A 19,925-nucleotide genomic window follows, 5' to 3' on the forward strand; every position below is an offset into this window, starting at 1 on the left:
GAACCCGACGCAGGCTTATATATCGGGAGAAATCGTAATTATTTAGGGGTAAACTAGTGATTAAAAAACTTTTAAAATATGGCTCAATCCTTTTTGTGGGATTTGTTGGTGGTTGTTTGTCTCCAATGTTTTTATCACTATTTACTGCAACCCCACCAAGCACTCTGGATCAAGCTGTATCTATTGCTAATACATACATTGTTTTTACTACGATATTTTTTGTTGGTATTACAGTTTTGCTAGCTATAGGTGGTTATGTTTTAAGTCAACAGCTGGCTACCACTCGAAAACAATTGGAAACTCAAGCCCATGAAGACTTAATGAAGAGAATCCAATATAGCGAATCTATCGCTACAGATATCGTTAAAAGCCTATCTGAAAATGGTGATTTTAAGAATCAAATAACCCAGAATATTAAAGAGCATACGCAACGGATATTAGCTGATGCCGCACAAGTAAGTGACAATAGGGTCATAGAGGAGCAGACTAAATCTGATAAAATTAAAGGAATGCTTGATGGTTTAGGTAGTAAAAAGGAGGGGTCGTGAGAAACTATACCAACGCTGATATAGCTGAAATAGCATACTCTTTTCTTCCTAGTGGAGCGCAAACTAGACCACCTATCGATATAGAAAATATTATTATTTCCAATGGTGTCAAAATTCGTGAAGATGCATCACTTAGCGAGGGCATCGTAGGTAAGATTACGTTTGAGTTAGATAAAGCTATTATCTCAATAAATCCTAACGAAAATACCTATCGATCGAGAAGAAGATTTACGCTTGCTCATGAGTTCGCGCACTTTATTCTTCACTCTAATGAGGGTGAGCGTGAGTTTATCGATATGAGTGATACCATGTACCGCACTGACGCATCAAATGACTATGAGATCGAAGCCAATCATTTTGCAGCTTGTATTTTAATGCCAGACTCATCACTTTTAGAAGATGCGGAAAGGCTGGTTGCTTACTTCCGTGAAAATCCAATGGAATTTACTGAGGATGAATTTGTTAGACGATTAGCGCTCTCATTCAGTGTTTCCATTCAGTCTATGCGTTTTAGACTTACTAATATGGGTATTTTAAAGTAATACCTTACCTACCCCATCCAACCCACCCCAGCGGTGGGTTTTCTTTCAAAAAGGCCAGCATTTGCTGGCCTTTTTGATTAGTCTTCATCTTCAACTAAAACATAATCTTTCTGCTTTAATTCCATTTTTTCAATAGCATCTTCCAATTCTCGTTGCTCTTCATCAGGCATGAGTTCAATTTTTAAAGACTCTCTATATTGTAATGCTTCAGCTTTTAAAGTGAATTTGGCTTGTATACCTAATTCTTCAAGGTAGCTCTTCACATCTGTTAAGGAGGTTCTGAAAAATTCTTTTTTATAATTAACTTTATTAACTCGCTCATGATTAAAATGATGATGAAGCTTTTTCTCTAGAGTCGGAGCATCTTCACTATAAATCATTGCATGAACATCAAATGTAAATGGAACTGATGCATCTCCCAGCTCCCTAATGCGATCCATTGGCTCTAAACGTCTAGTCATTCCAAGTTTTAAGACATCATCTCCAAATGACCCAATATTCGAAATAACATACACGTGTCCTGCTCTTGTTTGTTGGGCCATTGATAAAGCCCGTTGATTTCTTTCCTCTGCTTCATGAAGTTTAAGCATTAATTCATTCATTTTTTGATCATATTTAGATTTTTGATCATCTGTTGCTTGTTCGAACTCCTTTCTTGCTTTTTCATAAGCCTTTTTCAATATATCTTCTTCTTTACTTGCTTCTTTTATTGCACGTTCATATTCTTTTCTTGCTTTTTCTTCTTCACGAATTTGCTCACGAATCTCTCTCTGCTCTTCACGTTCTCTTTCTTTAAATTCTAAAACTAATGCTGCCCATTTTAGCTCCTCAATTCTTAGTGCTAAATAGGATGGATTGATTCTGGCATTTCTAAAAGCTTGTCCATAATTATTTAAAAGTAAATAATCATCTTTTAATGCCTCGATTAATTTACCAACATTATCATGTCGTAAACGTGATACATGAACATCCGCTTTACTATTAAAAGAATTTGTTATGAATGCGATAGCTGTTGTTTTTCTAATATCTTCAACATAATCACATTCAGCAACAACTCCGTGCTTAATGGCAGTTTTAATCTCGGATTTAATTGTTTTTAATCTTTGAGCTGCATCTAAATACTCATATCCCTCTATAAGATCATCAAGTATTGCTTGATTAGGTAATAGATATTCATCATTGTAACCCTGAATTTTATTCTCAAGTGCCTTATTGGTCTTACTCAACTCCATAGTTTTCTGAGCTAAATTGTAATAATCACCAAGTATTTTCTGTGCTTGTTGCTCTGTGTTAGACATAGTTTTTTGAGCATGTTTTTCTAAGAAAATTTCTACTGTTTTAATTTTTTCTTTAATTTGGGCCTTAAAAGCTTCTGCTTCAGCCACAATAGTTCGCTTGTAAGCTTCATGTGATTTTAAATTAGATTGATATTCTTTCTGCCATACAGCTTTATCATTTTCTATCTCTGCAGCACATTTTTTCTTCTCAGAATCTATATATTTCACGACATCTACAATAGCTTGATATTTTTCCAATTCAAGTAAGCGACTTTCAAGCAATTCTTTCTGATTTAAAAGCCCACTGATTTGTCGGTAATCACTACTAGCTTGAGCTTCAAGCTTTCCTATCTTGATAGACAAGTTTTTATTCTTTTCTATGAGTTCCTCTTCATTAGATTTAAGTTCCTTATTCTTAGTGTAAAAGAAATAAATAACACCACATGAAGCTATCAATAAAAAGAAAAGAAAAAATTCCATAGCTGTATCTATTAATTAAAATTTAACCAATTTTCAAACATTATTTCCTTATTTTCAACTTATTAGAAAATATTTTTTATTGAATATTCAATATCTTTGAAAAGGTTTTCTTTTGTCTATATTATTATTTACTAAATATTTTACTAAATTTATTTAGCAAAACTATTGACTAAATATTTAGTAAATACTAAATTACATCTCACCAGATAACAAAAAAAAGTCCCAGACATTCGACCGACGGGACTTTTACTCAAAGAGTGAGATAAGTATGAACCAAACACCTTCCCATAGTCAAACGCCTACGTTTGGCCATATCCCATCAACAGGGATTCTTTACCAGCAGCCGCCTTCTACACAGCAAATTGCTAAGGCGAATAAACGCAATAAGTTCAAAGCTTTTATGCGTGACGCGATTGCAGTAGTGGTTTTTAGTTCTCCAATTTTAGCAACACCATTCATGGTCCGTAGTTGTTCAGATGATGTAGATCGTCAGACTGTGCAGGCGGTTAAGTTTCAGATGGAGGTAAGCAAATGACTACTTCTACTCAAAAATTCTCTGAATACCTGGGTGGCTTTGAACAAAACAACATGTCCATGCGTCTTGGCCACACTGTTTATGTTGAACAAGGTAAAGACATCTTCGCTGAAGATCGTAAAACCGGTGAGCTTCAAAAAGTCACTCTTGAGGAACAAGTTGCTAAGCCTTGGATCCGTCAAAACTTTGACCGTGAACGTGCTTTTCAACGTCGTAAAGCTTTGGCCATTGGTTTGCAGAGTTCACATATTCCATTGCGTGAACGTCGTGCGTACAAAAAACGTATGGGCTGGGTTGGGGCTTAAGGGGAATTATCATGTCAGTATTTTTTAAGAAAGCCGAACGCAAAAACGCGAAATTACGCCTTGCCCTTGCTGGTCCAACCGGTTCAGGTAAAACCTTAGGTGCACTCCTTTTAGCCAAAGGAATTGGGGGACGAATTGCAGTAGCAGATACAGAAAACAGTAGCGCTGAATTGTATGAAGATGTGGTTGAATTTGAACATGCAAATATTCAGCCACCCTACACCCCTGAAAAGTTTATTGATGCTATTCATGCTGCAGAGAAAGCAGGTTTCGATACCTTAATCCTGGACAGTATTACTCATGAATGGTCTGGCGTTGGGGGATGTTTGGAGATTGTCGACAAACTTTCCAGTACCACTTTCAAAGGTAATAGCTGGGGTGCATGGAGTCAGGTTACTCCACGCCATCGCAAGTTTATTGACGCAATGCTTCAGTCCAGCATCAATATTATTGTGACCATGCGCAGCAAAATGGATACCGTTCAAGTTGATGCAGGCAACGGTAAAAAGAAAGTCGAAAAAGTGGGCATGAAAGCTGAACAGCGCGATGGGATTGAATATGAGTTCACTACCGTTTTGGATCTAACCCATGACAACTATGCGGTTAGAACTAAAGACCGTACCCGTATTTTTAATGAACCTATGTTGCTTTCAGAACAGGCTGGCATATTACTCAAACAATGGCTGAACTCTGGATCTGCTGATGCGTGTATTAATGGTAATCAATTCTTAGAACTTGAAGCACTTATGCAACAAGCTGGGATTGATATTGAAAAGTATTGTGCCAAACGTGGACTAAATAGCCTTCACGATGTTCAACAGCAGAAGTTTGATGAGACATGCGCTGGTATTCACTCAATCATTCAGCGTACCCAACAAGCACAACAGGCTAATGAGCAGCAGTTACATGCCGAGAATGAAGCACGTTTAGAAAATGATTATCAGGCTGCGTTAAAAGACATTCAAAATGCCAACCAGATTAATGATCTTAATCGTCCTGCTACCTACTTCAAAGGCACAAAGTACGAACAACAAATTTTAAATGCCTGCCAGGCTAAATCAGATATGGAGGGATGGTCAGCATGAATATTTTAAATAGTAATGAAGCTTTTGCAGCAATGATGGCGGGTCGGAATATCATGTGCCGCGCTATAGGTGAATTGATCGAATTCACTGATATCGATCAGTTCCCTGCCAACATCTTTGCTAAACCTGGCTATGAGTTTTGCATCAAAGTTGAAACCATGGAATTGGCAGGTATTACATTTGCCAAGCCTTTAACTCCTGAGGATGTAGCGGAAGATCAGGAAATATTCATTGTCCATCCCGACCATATTTCCCAGGTTAAATATAGCAAACAATGCATGGAATACTTCGCATCGGTGCGTAATGGTTTCGCCCAAGCAGATAAAGAAAATGCTGAACTACAGCTGCAGGCAATTGGCGATCTGTTTGGACGGAACATCTTTTATCCACCAACAATTGACAATACAGGTAAAACCAAAAAACGTCGTAGCCGTAAAACAGAAGAACCAGCTGCAAATAACCAAAATTCAACATCAAATGATGTTGAAGAAAAGACATTTGACGAAGCCATTGAAACTGATCCAGTAAAACTGGTTGAGAAGTTTACAGCTCAGATTGCCCAGTTTACTAATACTCAAGATGTGCTTTCATTCCGTCACGTATTTTTAGCAAATGGGCACTTAGATCAAAAAGATCAACAACATTTGTGCAAGCTGACTGAAGATAAATTGCTTGAACTTGATCCTGAGCAATACACACCTAAGGTTGAGCCAGCTAATGATTTAAGCGTTGACGAACTTAAGCGATTACAGGAAGAAGCTGAAAAACTTATCCAATCTCAAAAAGATGAATCTACAGAACAACCTATTCAAGTTGATGAAGATGCTGTTTATAAGGAGCTGCTGGCTGATCTACTTGATCGAGTGGCTAATGCTACAACCCCAGCAGAAGTGAATGCCCAGATCAAATATACAAAGTCGTGGACCGAAGAACAGCGCAAACCATTAATTGATGCAATCAATAAACGCCTGGTCGAGCTTAATCCACCTAAGGCTCAATCATCACTCGCAGTTCGTATTCAAAAAGCTGAAGACCTGACTGAACTGGATAGCTTAGAAATTGATGTCTCGGCATGTGATGAAGAAATTCAACCAAGATTAATGAAACTGGTTAAGAAGCGTCGACTTGAATTGGATCCGTTTACTGCGGTAATTGGTGAGCCTTGATGAGTTTCAAATACTCCACAATCACCCGGACACTCACTGTGTTCGGGGCAAAGATGACACATATTTTTAATAATGTCGGTATTGGTGAAATCGAAGATTTAGTCACCGATGCGAAGTTTAAAGAAGCGATATGGAGGGTGTGATGGAGATTGAATTAGCAAAAGATATTCGTGAGTCATTATCTGCTCGGGTAATAGGTGGCACCGGCTCTCAATTCAATAATGAAGAAACCAAGCTTATTTATCATATCGTGAATGACTACATTGCTCGAAATGAAGAAGCAAATGTTGATTTGACATTGCCTTTTGATGTGGTAGCTAGTCTCAAGGAGATTCCATGAACGCCAAAATTCTTGATCCTTGCTGCGGCTCACGCATGATGCAATTTGATCGCCAAAACCCAAATGTTGTTTACGGTGACAACCGCTCTGAGAGCCATATTCTATGTGATGGTCGTACTTTAGAGATTGCGCCAGACATTCAATTAGATTTCCGTGATATGCCTTTTAGTGATGGCCAATTTAATTTAGTAGTTTTGGATCCACCCCACCTGGTACGTGCAGGCAAGCAAAGTTGGTTAGCTCTTAAGTATGGAAGGCTGGACGAGGACTGGCGCGAAGATATTCGGAAAGGTTTTGCAGAGTGCTTTCGCGTGTTGGCCACCGGTGGGGTTTTAATTTTTAAATGGAATGAAACTCAAATTAAAGTCAGTGAAATTTTAGAGTTGACTATCCATAAACCTGTCTTTGGCCACATTAGTGGAAAACGAGCAAATACGCATTGGATTACTTTTATGAAGATGTCAGAAATCAAAGCAGTTAAAAGATTGGAGGTGAAAAGTGAAAATTAAGCTAAATGAAATGTCGCAGCAAGATAAAGATATGCGTTTAGATCGCTTCCTTGCTGCATCAGATCAACAATTGTTTCCGCAGGAGGATGTAGCAATTTACCTCTCCTGCTCTGTTCACACCTTGCAGCGCTTGCGCTGTGTGGGTGGTGGGATTCCTTACACCAAGGTAGGTCGCTGCGTATCTTATAAAAAGGCTGATGTTTTAAGCTATCAGCAAAGTCAAACAGTAATGAATACTGCTCAACTCGCCTCTTAATCGAAGCAGTTGAGCTTACCCTGATACACGGCTTCAATGTCATTCATTGCAAGCCGTAATTTTTTGAGTGATACCTGCACATAACCACCAGTCACATCATTTTTAGCACCGGATCTATGGTTGAGTAGTCGCTTAATGGTATATGGGCCATAGTCCAAATTATTGCAAATAGTGGCGAAAGTTCGTCGCAAGTCATGCAATGAAATATAGATACCAGTTTGCTCACCAATAGTTTTCAGCAAGCCTTGCGCACCAGCAATGTGCTTGGAGTTTGAAGCCATATTAGAACCCGGGAAAACATAATCATTTCTTCGCAGCTCATAACGCTGTTTGATAATCTCAAATAAGTGGTCACCCATTGGCAATAGATGGTCATCACCGTTCTTTGGATCCTTAAAGACAAATAAGCCTTTCTCAATGTCTACATTTTCCCACTTTAGGGTTTGAGCTTCATTTCTACGACACCCGGTGTACATAATAAATAGTACTAGATCACGCGTTGCATTCTTGGAGGCATCTTCATACAAAGAACGTTCAGTAAAGTAATTTAGGACTGCATTATAAAAAGCATGAATATTACTTTCATCCAGGTGGCGTGTGCGTGCTTTGGTTTTATTCCAGCCACGTTTCGCAGGTATCACATCAACTGGGTTTTGTTTAAGGATTGGGTTTTCATCGGTTGAGCAATGGATTTGAGCGAAGCGCCAGATGGACCCGAACATTTTTAAAGTAAGGTTGGCTTGAGTGGGGCTATATTCGGTCAGCTTAATGAACCGGTCAAATACATCCTTTTTATTGATTTCAAATATAGGCCGTTCTTTCCAGTCTGGAAGGAAGGTATTGATGCAGTGATTGTAGGTATTCACAGAAAGCGGTTTTAATTTTCTTTGCTTTAAGTACAGATCAAAAGCTTGGCTTAAGGTTATCTCATTATTTAAGGCATCTTTCTTTTTCTCAAAAACACCATTGGCAATATCGGCCAAAATAGACTGAGCTTTTTTTCTAGCTTCTACAGGTGTAATCTCATTGGTCTTACCCAGCGTCACACGGAATAACTTTCCAGCATGCCGGCGCTCGACAATATAAGATTTGCTTTTTGTGGTAGCTCGGACTGCAAAACCAATTAGGTCTGAGTCGCGATAGATGGCTTGCCCTTTTTCGGTTAATGCAATAGCATCAACATTAGATTTGTTGAGTTTCATTTCAGCGGTAATTTACAAATTCGACACTTGCATTTTATCGCTGAAATTACTCAACAGTCTACATATAGTCTACACAAGAAAAATAAATGTAGACAAATACCTGTAAAATATTCAATATAACAACAAGTTACAAATATTCATCCTTTCCCATCATTAGAAACGCCAGTTATAGAACACGTCGATCGCACGTTCCAGCGATTGGCTCGCTTCCAGATATAAACGCTTGTTCATTTGATAACGCAGGGTCAATTTGTTGACCGGTGTAAATACCCCTACACCATAACGGATAAACAGGTCCGGCGTAATATAGCCTGTCACGCTGACCTGAGTATCATCTCCCGTTCCCTGTGCATCCAGCGCCAGACCGCTCAGACCAAAAGTACGTCCAATCTGGTTGGTGAGAGCACGTGTACCACCTAAGCCCATACTGATTCCGGCAGCCGCAATGGTATTGTTGACATCGGACCTAAAGCCCGCCTCCTGACTGATACCACTAGCCCCCTCATTAATACGGCCGGTAATAATGGCATTTAAGGCTTCCTGTTCAGACAATCCGGCATCGTTATAGACCTGAATATTCGGACTGGTTGCAGTACCTGTTACGCGCACCCCAACCAGGCTGCCCTGTACGGTCTTATTGGCATCGATATCCAAAGTCGGGTTATATAAAGGACCGTTAAAACGTGCAATCGCACGATTCAAATCCAGGCTTTGCCCATACGCTTCAATTTTTACCCGTTGGCTGACCCCTATTGCACCATTGGCACGCATAGCGGTTTCAAGTCCACGTTGTGACAGATACAAACGCCCTGCCAGTGGAATACGGCTATCAAAGCCCTGGAAAATCACCTGATTACCTAAGTTAACCATAACATCGGCACGGATATCCCAAGGTCGGGCTGCTCTTAATATGGCCAGCTGATCTTGTCCTTCACGCACGATTCGTACATCTGAAGAGACATTGATTACCGGTGCAGAAGCTTCAGGCATCGAGATTAAGGCACGTGGCACATCCACCTTACCGCTTAAGCTTAATTTCTTCTTAAACGGCAGCACATCTAAAGACAAATCCGGAGTAACCACAGCGGTGATTAACGGCGCCTGACGCATAAGCAGGTTTTCACCTTTTAAATGCAACTGAATGCGGGGATCATCTTTCCAGTTTACACTGCCGGTTAATGCGCCTGCACCTTGACCACTGTTAAATGCCCCGTTAATGGTGGCATGATCCTGGCGAATGGAAGAATAGACCTGAATATTGGTTAAATTCACCGGCAAGGAAATCATGCTGATGGCACCATCTTTCAGGCGCATTTCACCATTAAATAAAGGCTGCGTTAAGGTACCTCCAATCTTTCCGGCAAAAGACAGGTTGCCAGCCATTGAACGAACATCTTGAATAAAAGGCTTAAAGACTTTCAGTTGTACCTGATCGAAGGCGATCTCACCGCGCATCGGCATACTTTTTGTATAAGGATCTATAATGACATTGGCATAACCGGTACCGATTTCAGGGGTTTTTACATCTAAACGAAGCTGTAAACCCTCAGCGACACTTTTTGCCACCACTGCAATTTCATTATACTTCAGTGTAGAACCCACATCTTGGGGATCTTCAGCTGCCAGCCCGATCACGCCACTACGTGTCACCAGTCGTGCATCAATTTTTGGTTTAGCGCCTTTTACCCAGGCGGCTTTGGCATAGCCATTGACCTTACCGGTAATTTCCAGACCTTCCGGCATAAAGGCAGCAAAATCATTTAAATCGACATTTTGGGTAATGAATGAAACATTACCTCTGGTTTTACTGACCCGAATCGGTTGGTCAAAACACAACTGGCTTTGCTGACTCGACCAGCAATGTGCACCGACAAACAATTCGCTTTTGGCAGAACTATAAATCACAGAAGCATTTTGACGTTGGACCAAACGTGCACGTAAAGAATCAAAATCACCGTTCTGGATTTGCCCCAGCCAGTCATTCTGTGCATTAAACCCACCGGCCAATTGCACATAGAATTTGGAAATCCGGTTTTGCGCCTGTATTTTCAGAATGTGGGCTTTACGTGTGCCCGCCAGTGAAATTTCACCATGCTGAATCTCACGCGCACCGCTACGTAAGTTATCCATTTTCGCAGTCATCAACGTCGGGGTGAGCTCTGAAGTCGGCAATTCACCTTGTATCCGTAACTTTTTAACACTGAATAACTGGTTAAACCCAAAATCATCAACGGCCAGATTGGCCGTCGCCTGCAAGCGTGGCTGGGATTGCACATTCAAATAGCCATAGGCACGACCACGCAGACCGCTGTAAATTTCATACAAGGCCGGTGCATTGATTTTCAGTCTTAAGTTCTGTGCATTGCCTGTGGCCTGAACCTGATTTTTTGCGTAAGAAAGATATAAATTATTGGCTTCAAACTGTTGTGGCAAAAAGCCTTTTTGATTTGAATCAATCACCATTGCCAAATTTCCTGTTCCGCGCACAGGTTTATTGTTGATAATACCGGCGATATTCAGTTTCTGGATATTAATACGTTTTAAGCTGTCTGACCAAACCCCTTCAGTTTTCACATTACCGGACAATTCACCACGCACAGACGAGACAAAATAATGCGGTTTAAAACGTACCAGGGATGCATTGATATTCCAGCCCAAACCATTTTTAAGATGGAGCAGACCACTGGCATAAATTTTCCCGGCAATGCCTGAATGTTTCAGCTCATCGACTTTAACCAGTTCGGGCGTACCGGAGATTTTGAACTTGAGCATGCCTTCGCTGGCCGGAATCTGACTGGCATTGAGTGCACCGTCATAATTGACGGCAAAACTTTTAAATGCGCCACCTGCCTTCTGATCATTAAACAGAATCGCGACCGTACTACGTCCGGTTAAACGTACCGTTTCGTTATTATTTTGCTGCGCCAGACGCCCGGTTAAATTAATTCCGTTCAGATGGATAATCTGCTGATTCGGTTTGGCAAAACCGTTGGCTTTGACTTGCCCATTGAGCAGATTCACCGGTGCAGCCGCTGCAACCGTTTGCGGATTAAAATCTTTGGCATTGAGAATGGCATTCCATTTCAATTGCCGTTTTTTGGTTGGCAAATCTACTTTGGCACTGCCGCTTAAACTGCCTTTACCCGCCACATAACTAAAACTCGGGATATTTAAATCATTATTTTTGAAATTGAGCTGTGCGGTATACAAGCCTTCAGGCAACCATCCCTTATCATTTTTGCTCACCGCAGTGGCGACATGAATATTCTGCCTGCCTTCAACCAGCGCCAATTTTGCGTCGCCCGATTTACTGCTTAACCAGCCCACATAAGGTACGGCGCGATCAATATTTTGCCAGGCCACATTCAGCAGTATCGGATTGGGTTTTTTGCCCTTTTGCTCGTCCTGATCGAGCTTTAAGTTCCAAGTTTCATAGCGGTCAAAATCAACCAGTGCAGTTAAATGCAGGCCATTTTCCAGACGGCCTTTAGAGGCAATTTTGGCATCCAGACTAGGCGGCAAGAAATCCTGGATGATTTGCGGAATCAGTTTGTCTTTGGGATTAATTTTATCGACACGGCCATTCATGTCCCAGGTGACACGGTCTTTCCAGCTCACCACACCTGCAACATTCACCGCTCCATTCATCAGCTGGCCATTTAAATTGCTAATGTCGAGCTGATGTACCAGGTCGGTATGCATGCTGCCGTTATATTGGCCTTGCGGAATGTTCTTGCCACTTAAGTCCGTAATCGCGTCGATATTTAAACGCTGAATGTCCCCATTAAATTTAGCCACGCCTTTCTTGGTATACAGTTTTTGTTCCGTCAGCAAAGGCCAATGGTAATTTTTAAACTTTAACTCGCCAAACATCGGCACATGTTTGCGTACCGGATGCAGCACCACCCAACCGGTCAATAAATCTGGGGTATTAGTCGCCACGCCTGCCTGAATCGTATCTAAGGAACCTGTTGCCACCACCTTGATATCATGAATATTCAGGCTTTTATGCAGTGCAGGTATGTTCAGATCTCCCACGGCATCTAAAGGATATTTCCCTTCAAATTTCATGTTTCCGCTGGCATTTTTGACGGAAAGATAGTCCATATCCATCCGGGAATCTTCAAACTTCAATTCGGTACCCGACCACAGCGCATTATTCAGGTGGATATCGTGGAACTTTACACTGGAACTAGCAGTTTTAATTAACAGATGATCGACATCTGCCGTATCTAAACGCAAAACAAAGGGCAAACGGATTTCATTAAATTTAAAGGGTTTATCACTTGGTGGATGTTTGCTGATAATTTGCAGATTGCGCACATCGGCACGATTCAGATGAATTTCTTTTTTCAGGATGGCACGCCAGCCCAGGGTGACATCTGCACGGTCGATTTTAACGTCGACAGGTTTGAGCGTGACTAAAATATTTTTTAAGATGATGCCACTGAGCAGATTACCGCCTTCATATTCATAATGAATAATCTGCTGACGCTCTAAAACACGGTCCAGCAGGAATTTGCTGCCTTTATCGGTACTAAACATGACGGCGAAAGAAGCAATCAGCAACACAAACACGATAAGCAGCGTAAACAGTACACTCCTTAAAATACGACGCTTTTTCGGTCTAGGTGTTTCCGTTTCCGGTTGCTGTTCTACTTCAGCCATAATACTCTCTAAAAACTAAAATTTATAAAAACCAGCATTTATAATTGTGAACCAATAAAGAAATGCAGACGTATTGGATGATTGTCATCAGAAATACCTGAAGCCACATCTATACGGATAGGACCAATTGGCGATGCCCAACGCAGCCCCAAACCCACACTATAGGCAGTTGGCGTATTAAAATCTTTATCGTAAGCATTGCCGACATCACTAAAAATGGCTGCACGCCAGCCTTCTTTAAATTGATAGTTATATTCAAGTGATCCCACAGCCAGGGCCTGACCACCGATTTTAAATCCATTTTCTTCCGGCGATAGACTTTTATAGTCAAAACCGCGTACTGTCTGGTCACCCCCGGTAAAATAACGCAGGTTATATGGCACCTTGCTAAAATCCTGGGTCAAGATATAACCTAAATCGCCACGCCCGACAAACTGGTGACTATCATTTTCACCCAATGAATAAATAAAACGCCAGCCTGCGTTGAGAATGGCCATATCGGCATCGGACAATAATGACTCGCTGCCAAGTTCCACTTTATAGGTCTGTTTAAAGCCCTTACCCGGGTTTACGCGTTTATCACTCGTGGTCAGTGATGCTTCATAACCCAACAATAAGGATTGCTGCTGGTCATTGGCATTGGCAATAAATGCATCCGGAATTTCATTGGCATTAATGGTTCCTTGCTGGGAAATCTGGTCCAAACGATAGCGAAGACCAAAAGTATGTTGCCAGCTACCACGCGGTCTTTTAATAATTCTGTCAGCACCTGCCACAGCAGATTCAATCATCAAGCTATTGCCCTGTGCCACGTCATCACGTTCTTCACGTTCATAACCACCCACGATACTGATATAGTCATTGATGGGATGGTGATAGGGAATATTATAACGTCCGTCTATAGACTGGCGAATTTGCGAAATTTCCATGTTGGCATCAAAAGAATGCCCACGACGGTTGACTATGGCACGGCGGTACTGAGCACGCAATCGTGCTCCGGTATCGGAACCATAACCCGCCCCCAGTTCTGCACTATTTAAACGGTCCGCATTCAAGGTCACGATTACCGGAATCTTTTTCTCTTCACGTGCCTGAACTTTTAAACGTTCTTCTTCAGATTGTTTGGTTTCCTGCTCTGCACGCATTTGACGCAGATTCTCGTCACCTTCAGTTTCATCTCTACCCGCAAACTGGGTTTCATCGGCTACAGATTGGGTCACTTCTCTGGCAGAAGCGACCTGTTTTTTATCCTGAACCGCAGCTTCACTTTCAGAGATTTTCTGCTGATCGACCAGAGCCTGAATATCGGGTGGCAGTTCCAGCGGTTTTTCAACTGGATCTGGCCGTATTGCATCCACCAAGGTGTAATTAAAATAACGCGAGTTGGTGAGGTTATTGGCTAAGCCATTGACACGCCAAAAGGTATAATCGGCACCATCTTCCCAGGAAACCATGCTTTGCAGAACATCCATGTCAATCGGAAATGGCTGTGACGGATCACTCATGCGGAATTCAACTGGACCTAACTTGTAGCGGTCTCCCGTTTCATAGCGCAGGTTCACATCGGCCGTATTTTGCGGCTGGGCTACTTTGACATCATGCAGGCGCCAATAGCTGTCAAAGTAACCATTATTGGTGGCAGCATCGCCAATGCGGGTTTTGGTTTCTTCATATAGACCATGATTGAAAATATCACCTACATCCTGATCGGGCAAAAGCCTAATCACCTGAAACTGGGGCTGATTTTGTCCTGCACCGCTAAATTCAATATTCTGTGCTTTAATTTGTACCGGTGCATTTGCCGTCACTCTGACCCGGACACGACTCTCACTGAGTTTCTCGAATTTAAATTCGGCATTGTAAAAGCCGACTGCTTGTGCAGCCTGATTCGACAGCGTTCTCAGCTGCGGCAATGCTGAAGGAAAATCACTGAAGGATTCCCGGGTAAAGCTGGAAAGTTTGGCCCTGATATTTTCTTTCAGATTTTCCATAGCCTGCGCATAAGCTTTGGCGGACACATCGCTACTATTGAGCGTAGGAACAATAATCACATCGGCACTGATACGATCCAGCTTGGCGGTGTTGAGTTGTCGCGGCGGACGTATTTTATATAACCAGCGTTTAAAGAAATTCGGTTCTTCAATTTCATCAGTGGGTGCCAGTTCAGGCAAGGTTTTACCGGCTGCATTGGCTTCAACCACAATCTGGCTATCGGCCTGAATATTCGACATCAGCTGATCAATATTTACCGGTGCCTGATTGATTTCAACCAGTTCCTGTTGCGTGGCATCTGAAACCACCGCTTCGGTGCCCTGACCTGCACGGTATTGCTGAGCTTCCTGTTTCGCCTCTTCAGCCACCCGAAAAATTTCATTTGCCATTTCTGCACTGACAGGAGTAATCGGCAGCTCTTCCAGATCCTCAAATTCAATCGGCTTGAATTCTTCCAGCGGCTGTGTTGCCTGCTCTTGCTGCTCCAGCATTTGCAGGCTGTCAGGTTCAGGCGGGTTTTGTTGAAGGTTTTCCAGTTTTTCCAGTTCTGCACTGCTGCTCATACCCTGCTGAACAGCTTCATTCTTGAGCTGTTGCTGAAATTCTGCTTCAGTGAGAGGAGGATTTGGCTGATTGACTTGTGCAAAACTGTGCTGAGCCAGTAACATGAATACCAGACTGAGTCCGAATCGTTTATGCTCATTGTTCCACTGTAAAATGGAATTGACACTTAAAGTAAGTGCCGACTTTTTAAAATTCGGTTTTGAAAGCATAAAAAACTCTAAACTCATATAATATTTGTAATGGAAACGTCCGATGAAAGCTTGCTAACAAACTCAAATCTATTGGAATTTTCCCAAAAGTATAGGTTGAAAACATCATACATGATTTTTATTGTGTTTTACCAAATGCTCACATTTCTTAATAAAACTTAATGAAGCCCAGAAACCATGGAAAAAAATGAACATCTCTTAGGCACACGTCGATTTTTACCGATGTTTGTTACTCAATTTTTCGGGGCCCTGAATGACAACGTCTATAAACAAGCCTTGTTACTGGTCATTACCTATGGTTGGATCAATCAGCAAGCGGCTAGTGTCAGTACACTGAATAACCTCGCAGCCTTGTTGTTTATTTTACCCTATTTCATTTTCTCTGCGACAGCGGGACAGATTGCCGATAAATACGAACGCTCACAACTGGTACGGGGCATCAAGATTCTTGAAATCGTGATTATGCTGATTGGCTCTGCGGGCTTTCTACTGGGGCATTTGTGGCTGTTATTGGTGGCTTTATTTTTAATGGGCACTCACTCGACCTTCTTCGGGCCAATCAAATATGCCATTTTGCCGGAGATTTTAAAACCGAATGAACTGATGTCGGGCAATGCCTTATTTCAGTCGGGAACCTCGATTGCCATTTTGGTCGGGATGATTTTAGGCGGTGCGGTCATTTCCGGATCTGACGGTAATCTGATCTGGATTAGCCTCACCATCGTAACCATTGCCGTTTTAGGTTATCTCTCCAGCCGTTTTGTATTAAAGCAAAAAGTGACTGCACCCGATGTTCAAATTGACTGGAACTTTTTTAGAACCAGTTTTCAGACTCTGGGCTATGCCAAAAGTTTACCGGTGGTGTTTCTTATTTTATTGGGCAATTCCTGGTACTGGTTTTATGGCGCGACCTATCTCACCCAGATTCCGCAGCTGACTCAACAAAACCTGCATGCCTCTGAAAATGTGGTCAGCCTGCTATTAACCTTCTTTTCTGTCGGGATTGGCGTGGGTTCGTTATTGTGCCGCAGAATTGGCGGTACGGAAATCAATTTGAAGATGGTTCCCATTGGGGCAGTTGGCCTGACTGTGTTTGCTTTTTATCTGGCAGCAAGTTTGGCTTTTGTTCCTGAACGTACAGGCGAGATGCTCGGCTTAAAAGATGTCTTTACCCAAGGCTGGAGTTATTATCATGTCATGCTTGCTGTGACATTGCTCGGCATCAGTGGCGGTTTTTATATCGTACCGCTTTATGCCATGATGCAGGCCTTTTCGCCAAAATCACACCGTGCCCGCGTGGTTGCTGCAAACAACATTCTCAATGCCGTATTCATGGTATCATCTGCAATATTCTCCATTATCATCTTAAGTATATTTAAGATTGATATTAAAATACTTTTTAGTATCACAGCGATTCTAAGTGCCATTTTCACTACATGGCTCCTGTTCAAGCTCAAGCCCATGCTTGCTGCACAGCAACAAGATGCTTTAGAGGATTAATTTTATGCGCCAATATACCGGTATCGACAAATTTATTCATTCGTTTGACCAGGCGCTACGCAGTCTGGTTCCCGGAACAACCTCTGCACATCGTGAAAATCCAGGCCATGATGCAGAAACCAAATTAGGGGTTAGCGAAGCACGCCATGTCGCAGGTTTAATGCGAGTCAATCATAGTGGTGAAGTGTGTGCCCAGGCGCTTTATCATGGTCAGGCACTCACTGCAAAACTTCCCAATGTACGCCGTGAAATGGAACAGGCAGCAATTGAAGAACAGGATCATCTGGCCTGGTGTGAAGACCGTTTAAAAGAACTGGATAGCCATACCAGTTTGCTCAATCCGGTTTGGTATGGCCTGTCTTTTGGCATGGGTGCAATTGCCGGTATTGCCGGTGACAAATACAGCCTGGGTTTTGTGGCAGAAACCGAACGTCAGGTCAGCTTGCATTTACAGCATCACATCAGCCAGTTGCCTGAACAGGATGAACGTTCACGTAAAATACTGGTGCAAATGAATGAAGATGAACTGCACCACAGAGATACGGCATTGAATGCTGGCGGTGTAGATTTGCCAGTACCGGTCCGGATTACCATGACAGCCATTTCCAAACTGATGACCAAGACCAGTTATTATATTTAATCTGTTTTGGCATGATTGAGCTCACTTGAATGTGGGCTTTTTTATGCCTATTTAATTGAATGTTTATGCTGAATGAGCAACGTATAAATCATCCGCGCCAGTAAAATACAGCCCACCACAGCCAGCACAATATAAATATCCTGATGATAAGGCAGTATTTTTGCCCAAAATGCATGTAACCAGTGACTGATCTGCAAACCTACACTCACAACAACAAAATCCCAGATAAAACAGGCCAGCAGGTTAACTAGGATATATTTCCCTAGCGGATAAGCTTTAATTCCAATAGAGATGGGTAAAATGGTTCTAAGTCCCCACGCGAATCGCATCAATAAAATAGTCAGCACGGGATAATTGTCGATGACACTGCTGGCCTGAGCAAATTTTTGCCCCAGTTGCGGCTTGCTTTGTATGATTTTCTGGCCATAACGCGCACCAATCTGATAGTAAAATTGATCGCCAACAAAACTACCCGCCATCGCGACCATTATAAGCAGCCAAAAATGGAAAATATGCTGATGCACCGCATAGGCACCGAGTATCAGGACGGTTTCACCTTCAAATAGGGTGCCAATAAAAATGGCGAGATAACCATAATGTTGCAGCAGATCAGTCCAGTTCATTTTTTAATGTGCCTGATAACAATTTTACTATCATCGCCAGATCACTCTTCATTACAAAGATCAGTCTGGTTGCTTTATTAGGCATTTATATTTCATCAGTAAAATAAAGTGATTTCTTGATCGATCTCATCAAGATATGTTGCTTTTAGCTTAGTCATGGGCATGACATTACTTATAGATCTTATTTATCTTTAATAAACTGTTTTTAAAAAGCTTTTTCACCCAAAAAAAAATGAATCTAAAAATATCCCCAATAGACCTGTTTTCTTGTAAGTTTTAACTTACAGCGCGTGTCTAAAATCTAAGTGGGATAAACAGGCTTTTATAGCGCCATTTAAAGCTTTTATTTTTGTAAAATTTATACAATACGATGACCAAAACATATAAAAAAATTCATCCGTATACTTTATAAAAATAAATACAAGCTGCACAAATAACAAAAAAACCAACAACAAAAATAATTTAAGGAGCAAGGTATGTCTACCCAGTTCAATTTTGTCTCTGTCAAAAAAAAATCTAACATCCATTTTGATGGTTGTTCTATCAGTCATGTGATTGAGTTGAAAGATGGAACCCAAAAGACCTTAGGTGTGATTCTTCCCACAGAACACCCTCTGGTTTTTGAAACGCTGGTTGCTGAACGCATAGAAATAGTTTCAGGCAAGTGCTTAGTTCAGATTGGCAACAATCAACAGAGCCAAACCTATTATGCGGGTGAATCTTTTTATGTGCCTAAAAAAACCCAATTTAAAATTATCACGGATGACATTATTGATTATGTTTGCCATCTGGAAGATCGTTAAATTTGGCCATGAATCAACCATAAAAAAGCCCGACATCCTGTCGGGCTTTTTCGTATGGGTTCGCTCGGTATAACTCCTGTCGTACCTTACAGTCCTTGTGCGTATCGTTATTCTTATTATTGTGTGGAACTTCCTGTTCCTGATGAATCCATCATAGGAAATTTCCACTATTCCAACTAGAAGCTATAAACTTGAATTCATGTGAGCAAATGCGTACAAAGTCGATTAAAAATTGTCCCAGATTTATCCGCAGAAATTGGGGATAATTTTTGCCGTGGAAAGACCGAAAACACTGAAAAAAGTTTCAATTAGATTAAAATTAATCATTTTTATTGGCAAAATATTCCACTTCAGAATAAAAAGAAACCGTCTTGTTTCCAAGACAGTTTTTTGGAAATTTTATGGATTTTTATTTTAAGTTAACATACTGATATTACATAATTATTTAAATTACTGTTATTCACCAATTAAAATGTCTATGCGATAAACCATTTAAAATGTCCTGTTTTTAACTGCAAGAGTCAAGAACAGGATTTTAATTCCTTTGTTCAATGATGGCTTTCTGAGCTTTACGACTCGGCATACTTTTCTTGAGACGGGAACGTTTATTCTGTTTTTCCAACTCTTCATGCTGTTGCTGGATATGGGCTAGAACCGAGCCTAATCTTTTATTCTCAACCA

The 19,925-nt window shown here is 41.4% G+C and carries 17 protein-coding genes and 1 pseudogene; 12 read left to right on the plus strand and 6 right to left on the minus strand.

Annotated elements, in window-relative coordinates:
- Window positions 1-56 precede the first annotated feature (56 nt).
- Window positions 57-548: a hypothetical protein gene (locus tag E0H88_RS12920; protein ID WP_131274471.1), complete on the plus strand. Its 492-nt coding sequence runs from the start codon at window positions 57-59 to the stop codon at window positions 546-548.
- Complete coding sequence (locus E0H88_RS12925) at window positions 545-1,090, plus strand: ImmA/IrrE family metallo-endopeptidase (RefSeq protein ID WP_131274472.1); 546 nt, start codon at window positions 545-547, stop codon at window positions 1,088-1,090. The genes E0H88_RS12920 and E0H88_RS12925 overlap by 4 nt, the downstream gene beginning before the upstream one ends.
- A 77-nt stretch (window positions 1,091-1,167) precedes the next feature.
- Here the strand turns inward: E0H88_RS12925 and E0H88_RS12930 are convergent, their stop codons facing one another.
- On the minus strand, window positions 1,168-2,847 hold the full coding sequence (locus tag E0H88_RS12930; protein ID WP_131274473.1) for an SNIPE associated domain-containing protein: 1,680 nt from the start codon (window positions 2,845-2,847) through the stop codon (window positions 1,168-1,170).
- A 268-nt stretch (window positions 2,848-3,115) separates the two neighbouring features.
- Between E0H88_RS12930 and E0H88_RS12935 the strand changes: the two genes are divergently transcribed.
- From E0H88_RS12935 to E0H88_RS12965, 7 genes are all read left to right on the plus strand, one after another.
- On the plus strand, window positions 3,116-3,382 hold the full coding sequence (locus E0H88_RS12935; protein ID WP_131274474.1) for a hypothetical protein: 267 nt from the start codon (window positions 3,116-3,118) through the stop codon (window positions 3,380-3,382).
- On the plus strand, window positions 3,379-3,687 hold the full coding sequence (locus E0H88_RS12940) for a hypothetical protein (protein WP_131274475.1): 309 nt from the start codon (window positions 3,379-3,381) through the stop codon (window positions 3,685-3,687). The genes E0H88_RS12935 and E0H88_RS12940 overlap by 4 nt, the downstream gene beginning before the upstream one ends.
- A gap of 11 nt (window positions 3,688-3,698) precedes the next feature.
- Window positions 3,699-4,772 carry an ATP-binding protein gene (locus E0H88_RS12945; RefSeq protein ID WP_131274476.1) on the plus strand — a complete coding sequence of 358 codons (1,074 nt, stop codon included), beginning with the start codon at window positions 3,699-3,701 and terminating at the stop codon, window positions 4,770-4,772.
- Window positions 4,769-5,938, plus strand: coding sequence for a hypothetical protein (locus E0H88_RS12950; RefSeq protein ID WP_131274477.1), 1,170 nt, complete (start codon window positions 4,769-4,771; stop codon window positions 5,936-5,938). The genes E0H88_RS12945 and E0H88_RS12950 overlap by 4 nt, the downstream gene beginning before the upstream one ends.
- Window positions 5,939-6,080: 142 nt before the next feature.
- Window positions 6,081-6,278: a hypothetical protein gene (locus E0H88_RS12955; protein ID WP_131274478.1), complete on the plus strand. Its 198-nt coding sequence runs from the start codon at window positions 6,081-6,083 to the stop codon at window positions 6,276-6,278.
- The gene (locus E0H88_RS12960) at window positions 6,275-6,787 is read left to right on the plus strand and encodes a class I SAM-dependent methyltransferase (protein ID WP_131274479.1); all 513 of its coding nucleotides are present in this window, start codon (window positions 6,275-6,277) and stop codon (window positions 6,785-6,787) included. The genes E0H88_RS12955 and E0H88_RS12960 overlap by 4 nt, the downstream gene beginning before the upstream one ends.
- Complete coding sequence (locus tag E0H88_RS12965; RefSeq protein WP_252152024.1) at window positions 6,777-7,043, plus strand: helix-turn-helix domain-containing protein; 267 nt, start codon at window positions 6,777-6,779, stop codon at window positions 7,041-7,043. Before E0H88_RS12960 ends, E0H88_RS12965 begins: the two co-directional genes overlap by 11 nt.
- On the opposite strand, the gene E0H88_RS12970 is transcribed toward E0H88_RS12965, so the two are convergent.
- The 3 genes from E0H88_RS12970 to E0H88_RS12980 all read right to left on the minus strand — a co-directional run bounded on the left by E0H88_RS12970 (window position 7,040) and on the right by E0H88_RS12980 (window position 15,678).
- Window positions 7,040-8,245 (minus strand): tyrosine-type recombinase/integrase, encoded by a 1,206-nt coding sequence (locus E0H88_RS12970; RefSeq protein ID WP_131274480.1) that lies wholly within the window; start codon window positions 8,243-8,245, stop codon window positions 7,040-7,042. The two genes, E0H88_RS12965 and E0H88_RS12970, sit on opposite strands and share 4 nt — an antisense overlap.
- A gap of 153 nt (window positions 8,246-8,398) precedes the next feature.
- A complete protein-coding gene (locus E0H88_RS12975) occupies window positions 8,399-12,913 on the minus strand; it encodes a translocation/assembly module TamB domain-containing protein (protein ID WP_131274481.1) in 4,515 nt (1,504 codons plus the stop codon).
- Window positions 12,914-12,951: 38 nt separating this feature from the next.
- Complete coding sequence (locus E0H88_RS12980) at window positions 12,952-15,678, minus strand: autotransporter assembly complex protein TamA (RefSeq protein ID WP_131274482.1); 2,727 nt, start codon at window positions 15,676-15,678, stop codon at window positions 12,952-12,954.
- A 177-nt stretch (window positions 15,679-15,855) separates the two neighbouring features.
- Here E0H88_RS12980 and E0H88_RS12985 point away from each other — a divergent pair, with 177 nt between their 5' ends.
- A complete protein-coding gene (locus E0H88_RS12985) occupies window positions 15,856-17,178 on the plus strand; it encodes an MFS transporter (RefSeq protein ID WP_131274483.1) in 1,323 nt (440 codons plus the stop codon).
- Between the two features lie 4 nt (window positions 17,179-17,182).
- On the plus strand, window positions 17,183-17,818 hold the full coding sequence (coq7, locus tag E0H88_RS12990) for a 2-polyprenyl-3-methyl-6-methoxy-1,4-benzoquinone monooxygenase (protein ID WP_092818263.1): 636 nt from the start codon (window positions 17,183-17,185) through the stop codon (window positions 17,816-17,818).
- A 47-nt stretch (window positions 17,819-17,865) separates the two neighbouring features.
- On the opposite strand, the gene E0H88_RS12995 is transcribed toward coq7, so the two are convergent.
- Window positions 17,866-18,441, minus strand: a complete 576-nt coding sequence (locus E0H88_RS12995) for a DedA family protein (RefSeq protein ID WP_131274484.1) — start codon at window positions 18,439-18,441, stop codon at window positions 17,866-17,868.
- Window positions 18,442-18,917: 476 nt separating this feature from the next.
- On the opposite strand from E0H88_RS12995, the gene E0H88_RS13000 reads away from it, so the two are divergent.
- Complete coding sequence (locus E0H88_RS13000) at window positions 18,918-19,244, plus strand: pyrimidine/purine nucleoside phosphorylase (protein WP_131274485.1); 327 nt, start codon at window positions 18,918-18,920, stop codon at window positions 19,242-19,244.
- 535 nt (window positions 19,245-19,779) lie between these two features.
- Here E0H88_RS13000 and E0H88_RS13005 read toward each other — a convergent pair.
- A pseudogene (locus E0H88_RS13005) lies at window positions 19,780-19,925 on the minus strand (ISNCY family transposase); the annotation flags it as partial.

This window comes from Acinetobacter sp. ANC 4216, from assembly GCF_004331195.1.
GTDB lineage: Bacteria > Pseudomonadota > Gammaproteobacteria > Pseudomonadales > Moraxellaceae > Acinetobacter > Acinetobacter kookii.

What these genes read in the sequence shown, in the direction of transcription:
- E0H88_RS12970 (WP_131274480.1), bottom strand. Translation starts at nt 8,245, where the DNA reads ATGAAACTCAACAAATCTAATGTTGATGCTATTGCATTAACCGAAAAA.
- E0H88_RS12935 (WP_131274474.1), top strand. Translation starts at nt 3,116, where the DNA reads ATGAACCAAACACCTTCCCATAGTCAAACGCCTACGTTTGGCCATATC.
- E0H88_RS13000 (WP_131274485.1), top strand. Translation starts at nt 18,918, where the DNA reads ATGTCTACCCAGTTCAATTTTGTCTCTGTCAAAAAAAAATCTAACATC.
- E0H88_RS12985 (WP_131274483.1), top strand. Translation starts at nt 15,856, where the DNA reads ATGGAAAAAAATGAACATCTCTTAGGCACACGTCGATTTTTACCGATG.
- E0H88_RS12995 (WP_131274484.1), bottom strand. Translation starts at nt 18,441, where the DNA reads ATGAACTGGACTGATCTGCTGCAACATTATGGTTATCTCGCCATTTTT.
- E0H88_RS12960 (WP_131274479.1), top strand. Translation starts at nt 6,275, where the DNA reads ATGAACGCCAAAATTCTTGATCCTTGCTGCGGCTCACGCATGATGCAA.
- E0H88_RS12945 (WP_131274476.1), top strand. Translation starts at nt 3,699, where the DNA reads ATGTCAGTATTTTTTAAGAAAGCCGAACGCAAAAACGCGAAATTACGC.
- E0H88_RS12980 (WP_131274482.1), bottom strand. Translation starts at nt 15,678, where the DNA reads ATGCTTTCAAAACCGAATTTTAAAAAGTCGGCACTTACTTTAAGTGTC.
- E0H88_RS12950 (WP_131274477.1), top strand. Translation starts at nt 4,769, where the DNA reads ATGAATATTTTAAATAGTAATGAAGCTTTTGCAGCAATGATGGCGGGT.
- E0H88_RS12975 (WP_131274481.1), bottom strand. Translation starts at nt 12,913, where the DNA reads ATGGCTGAAGTAGAACAGCAACCGGAAACGGAAACACCTAGACCGAAA.
- coq7 (WP_092818263.1), top strand. Translation starts at nt 17,183, where the DNA reads ATGCGCCAATATACCGGTATCGACAAATTTATTCATTCGTTTGACCAG.
- E0H88_RS12955 (WP_131274478.1), top strand. Translation starts at nt 6,081, where the DNA reads ATGGAGATTGAATTAGCAAAAGATATTCGTGAGTCATTATCTGCTCGG.
- E0H88_RS12930 (WP_131274473.1), bottom strand. Translation starts at nt 2,847, where the DNA reads ATGGAATTTTTTCTTTTCTTTTTATTGATAGCTTCATGTGGTGTTATT.
- E0H88_RS12940 (WP_131274475.1), top strand. Translation starts at nt 3,379, where the DNA reads ATGACTACTTCTACTCAAAAATTCTCTGAATACCTGGGTGGCTTTGAA.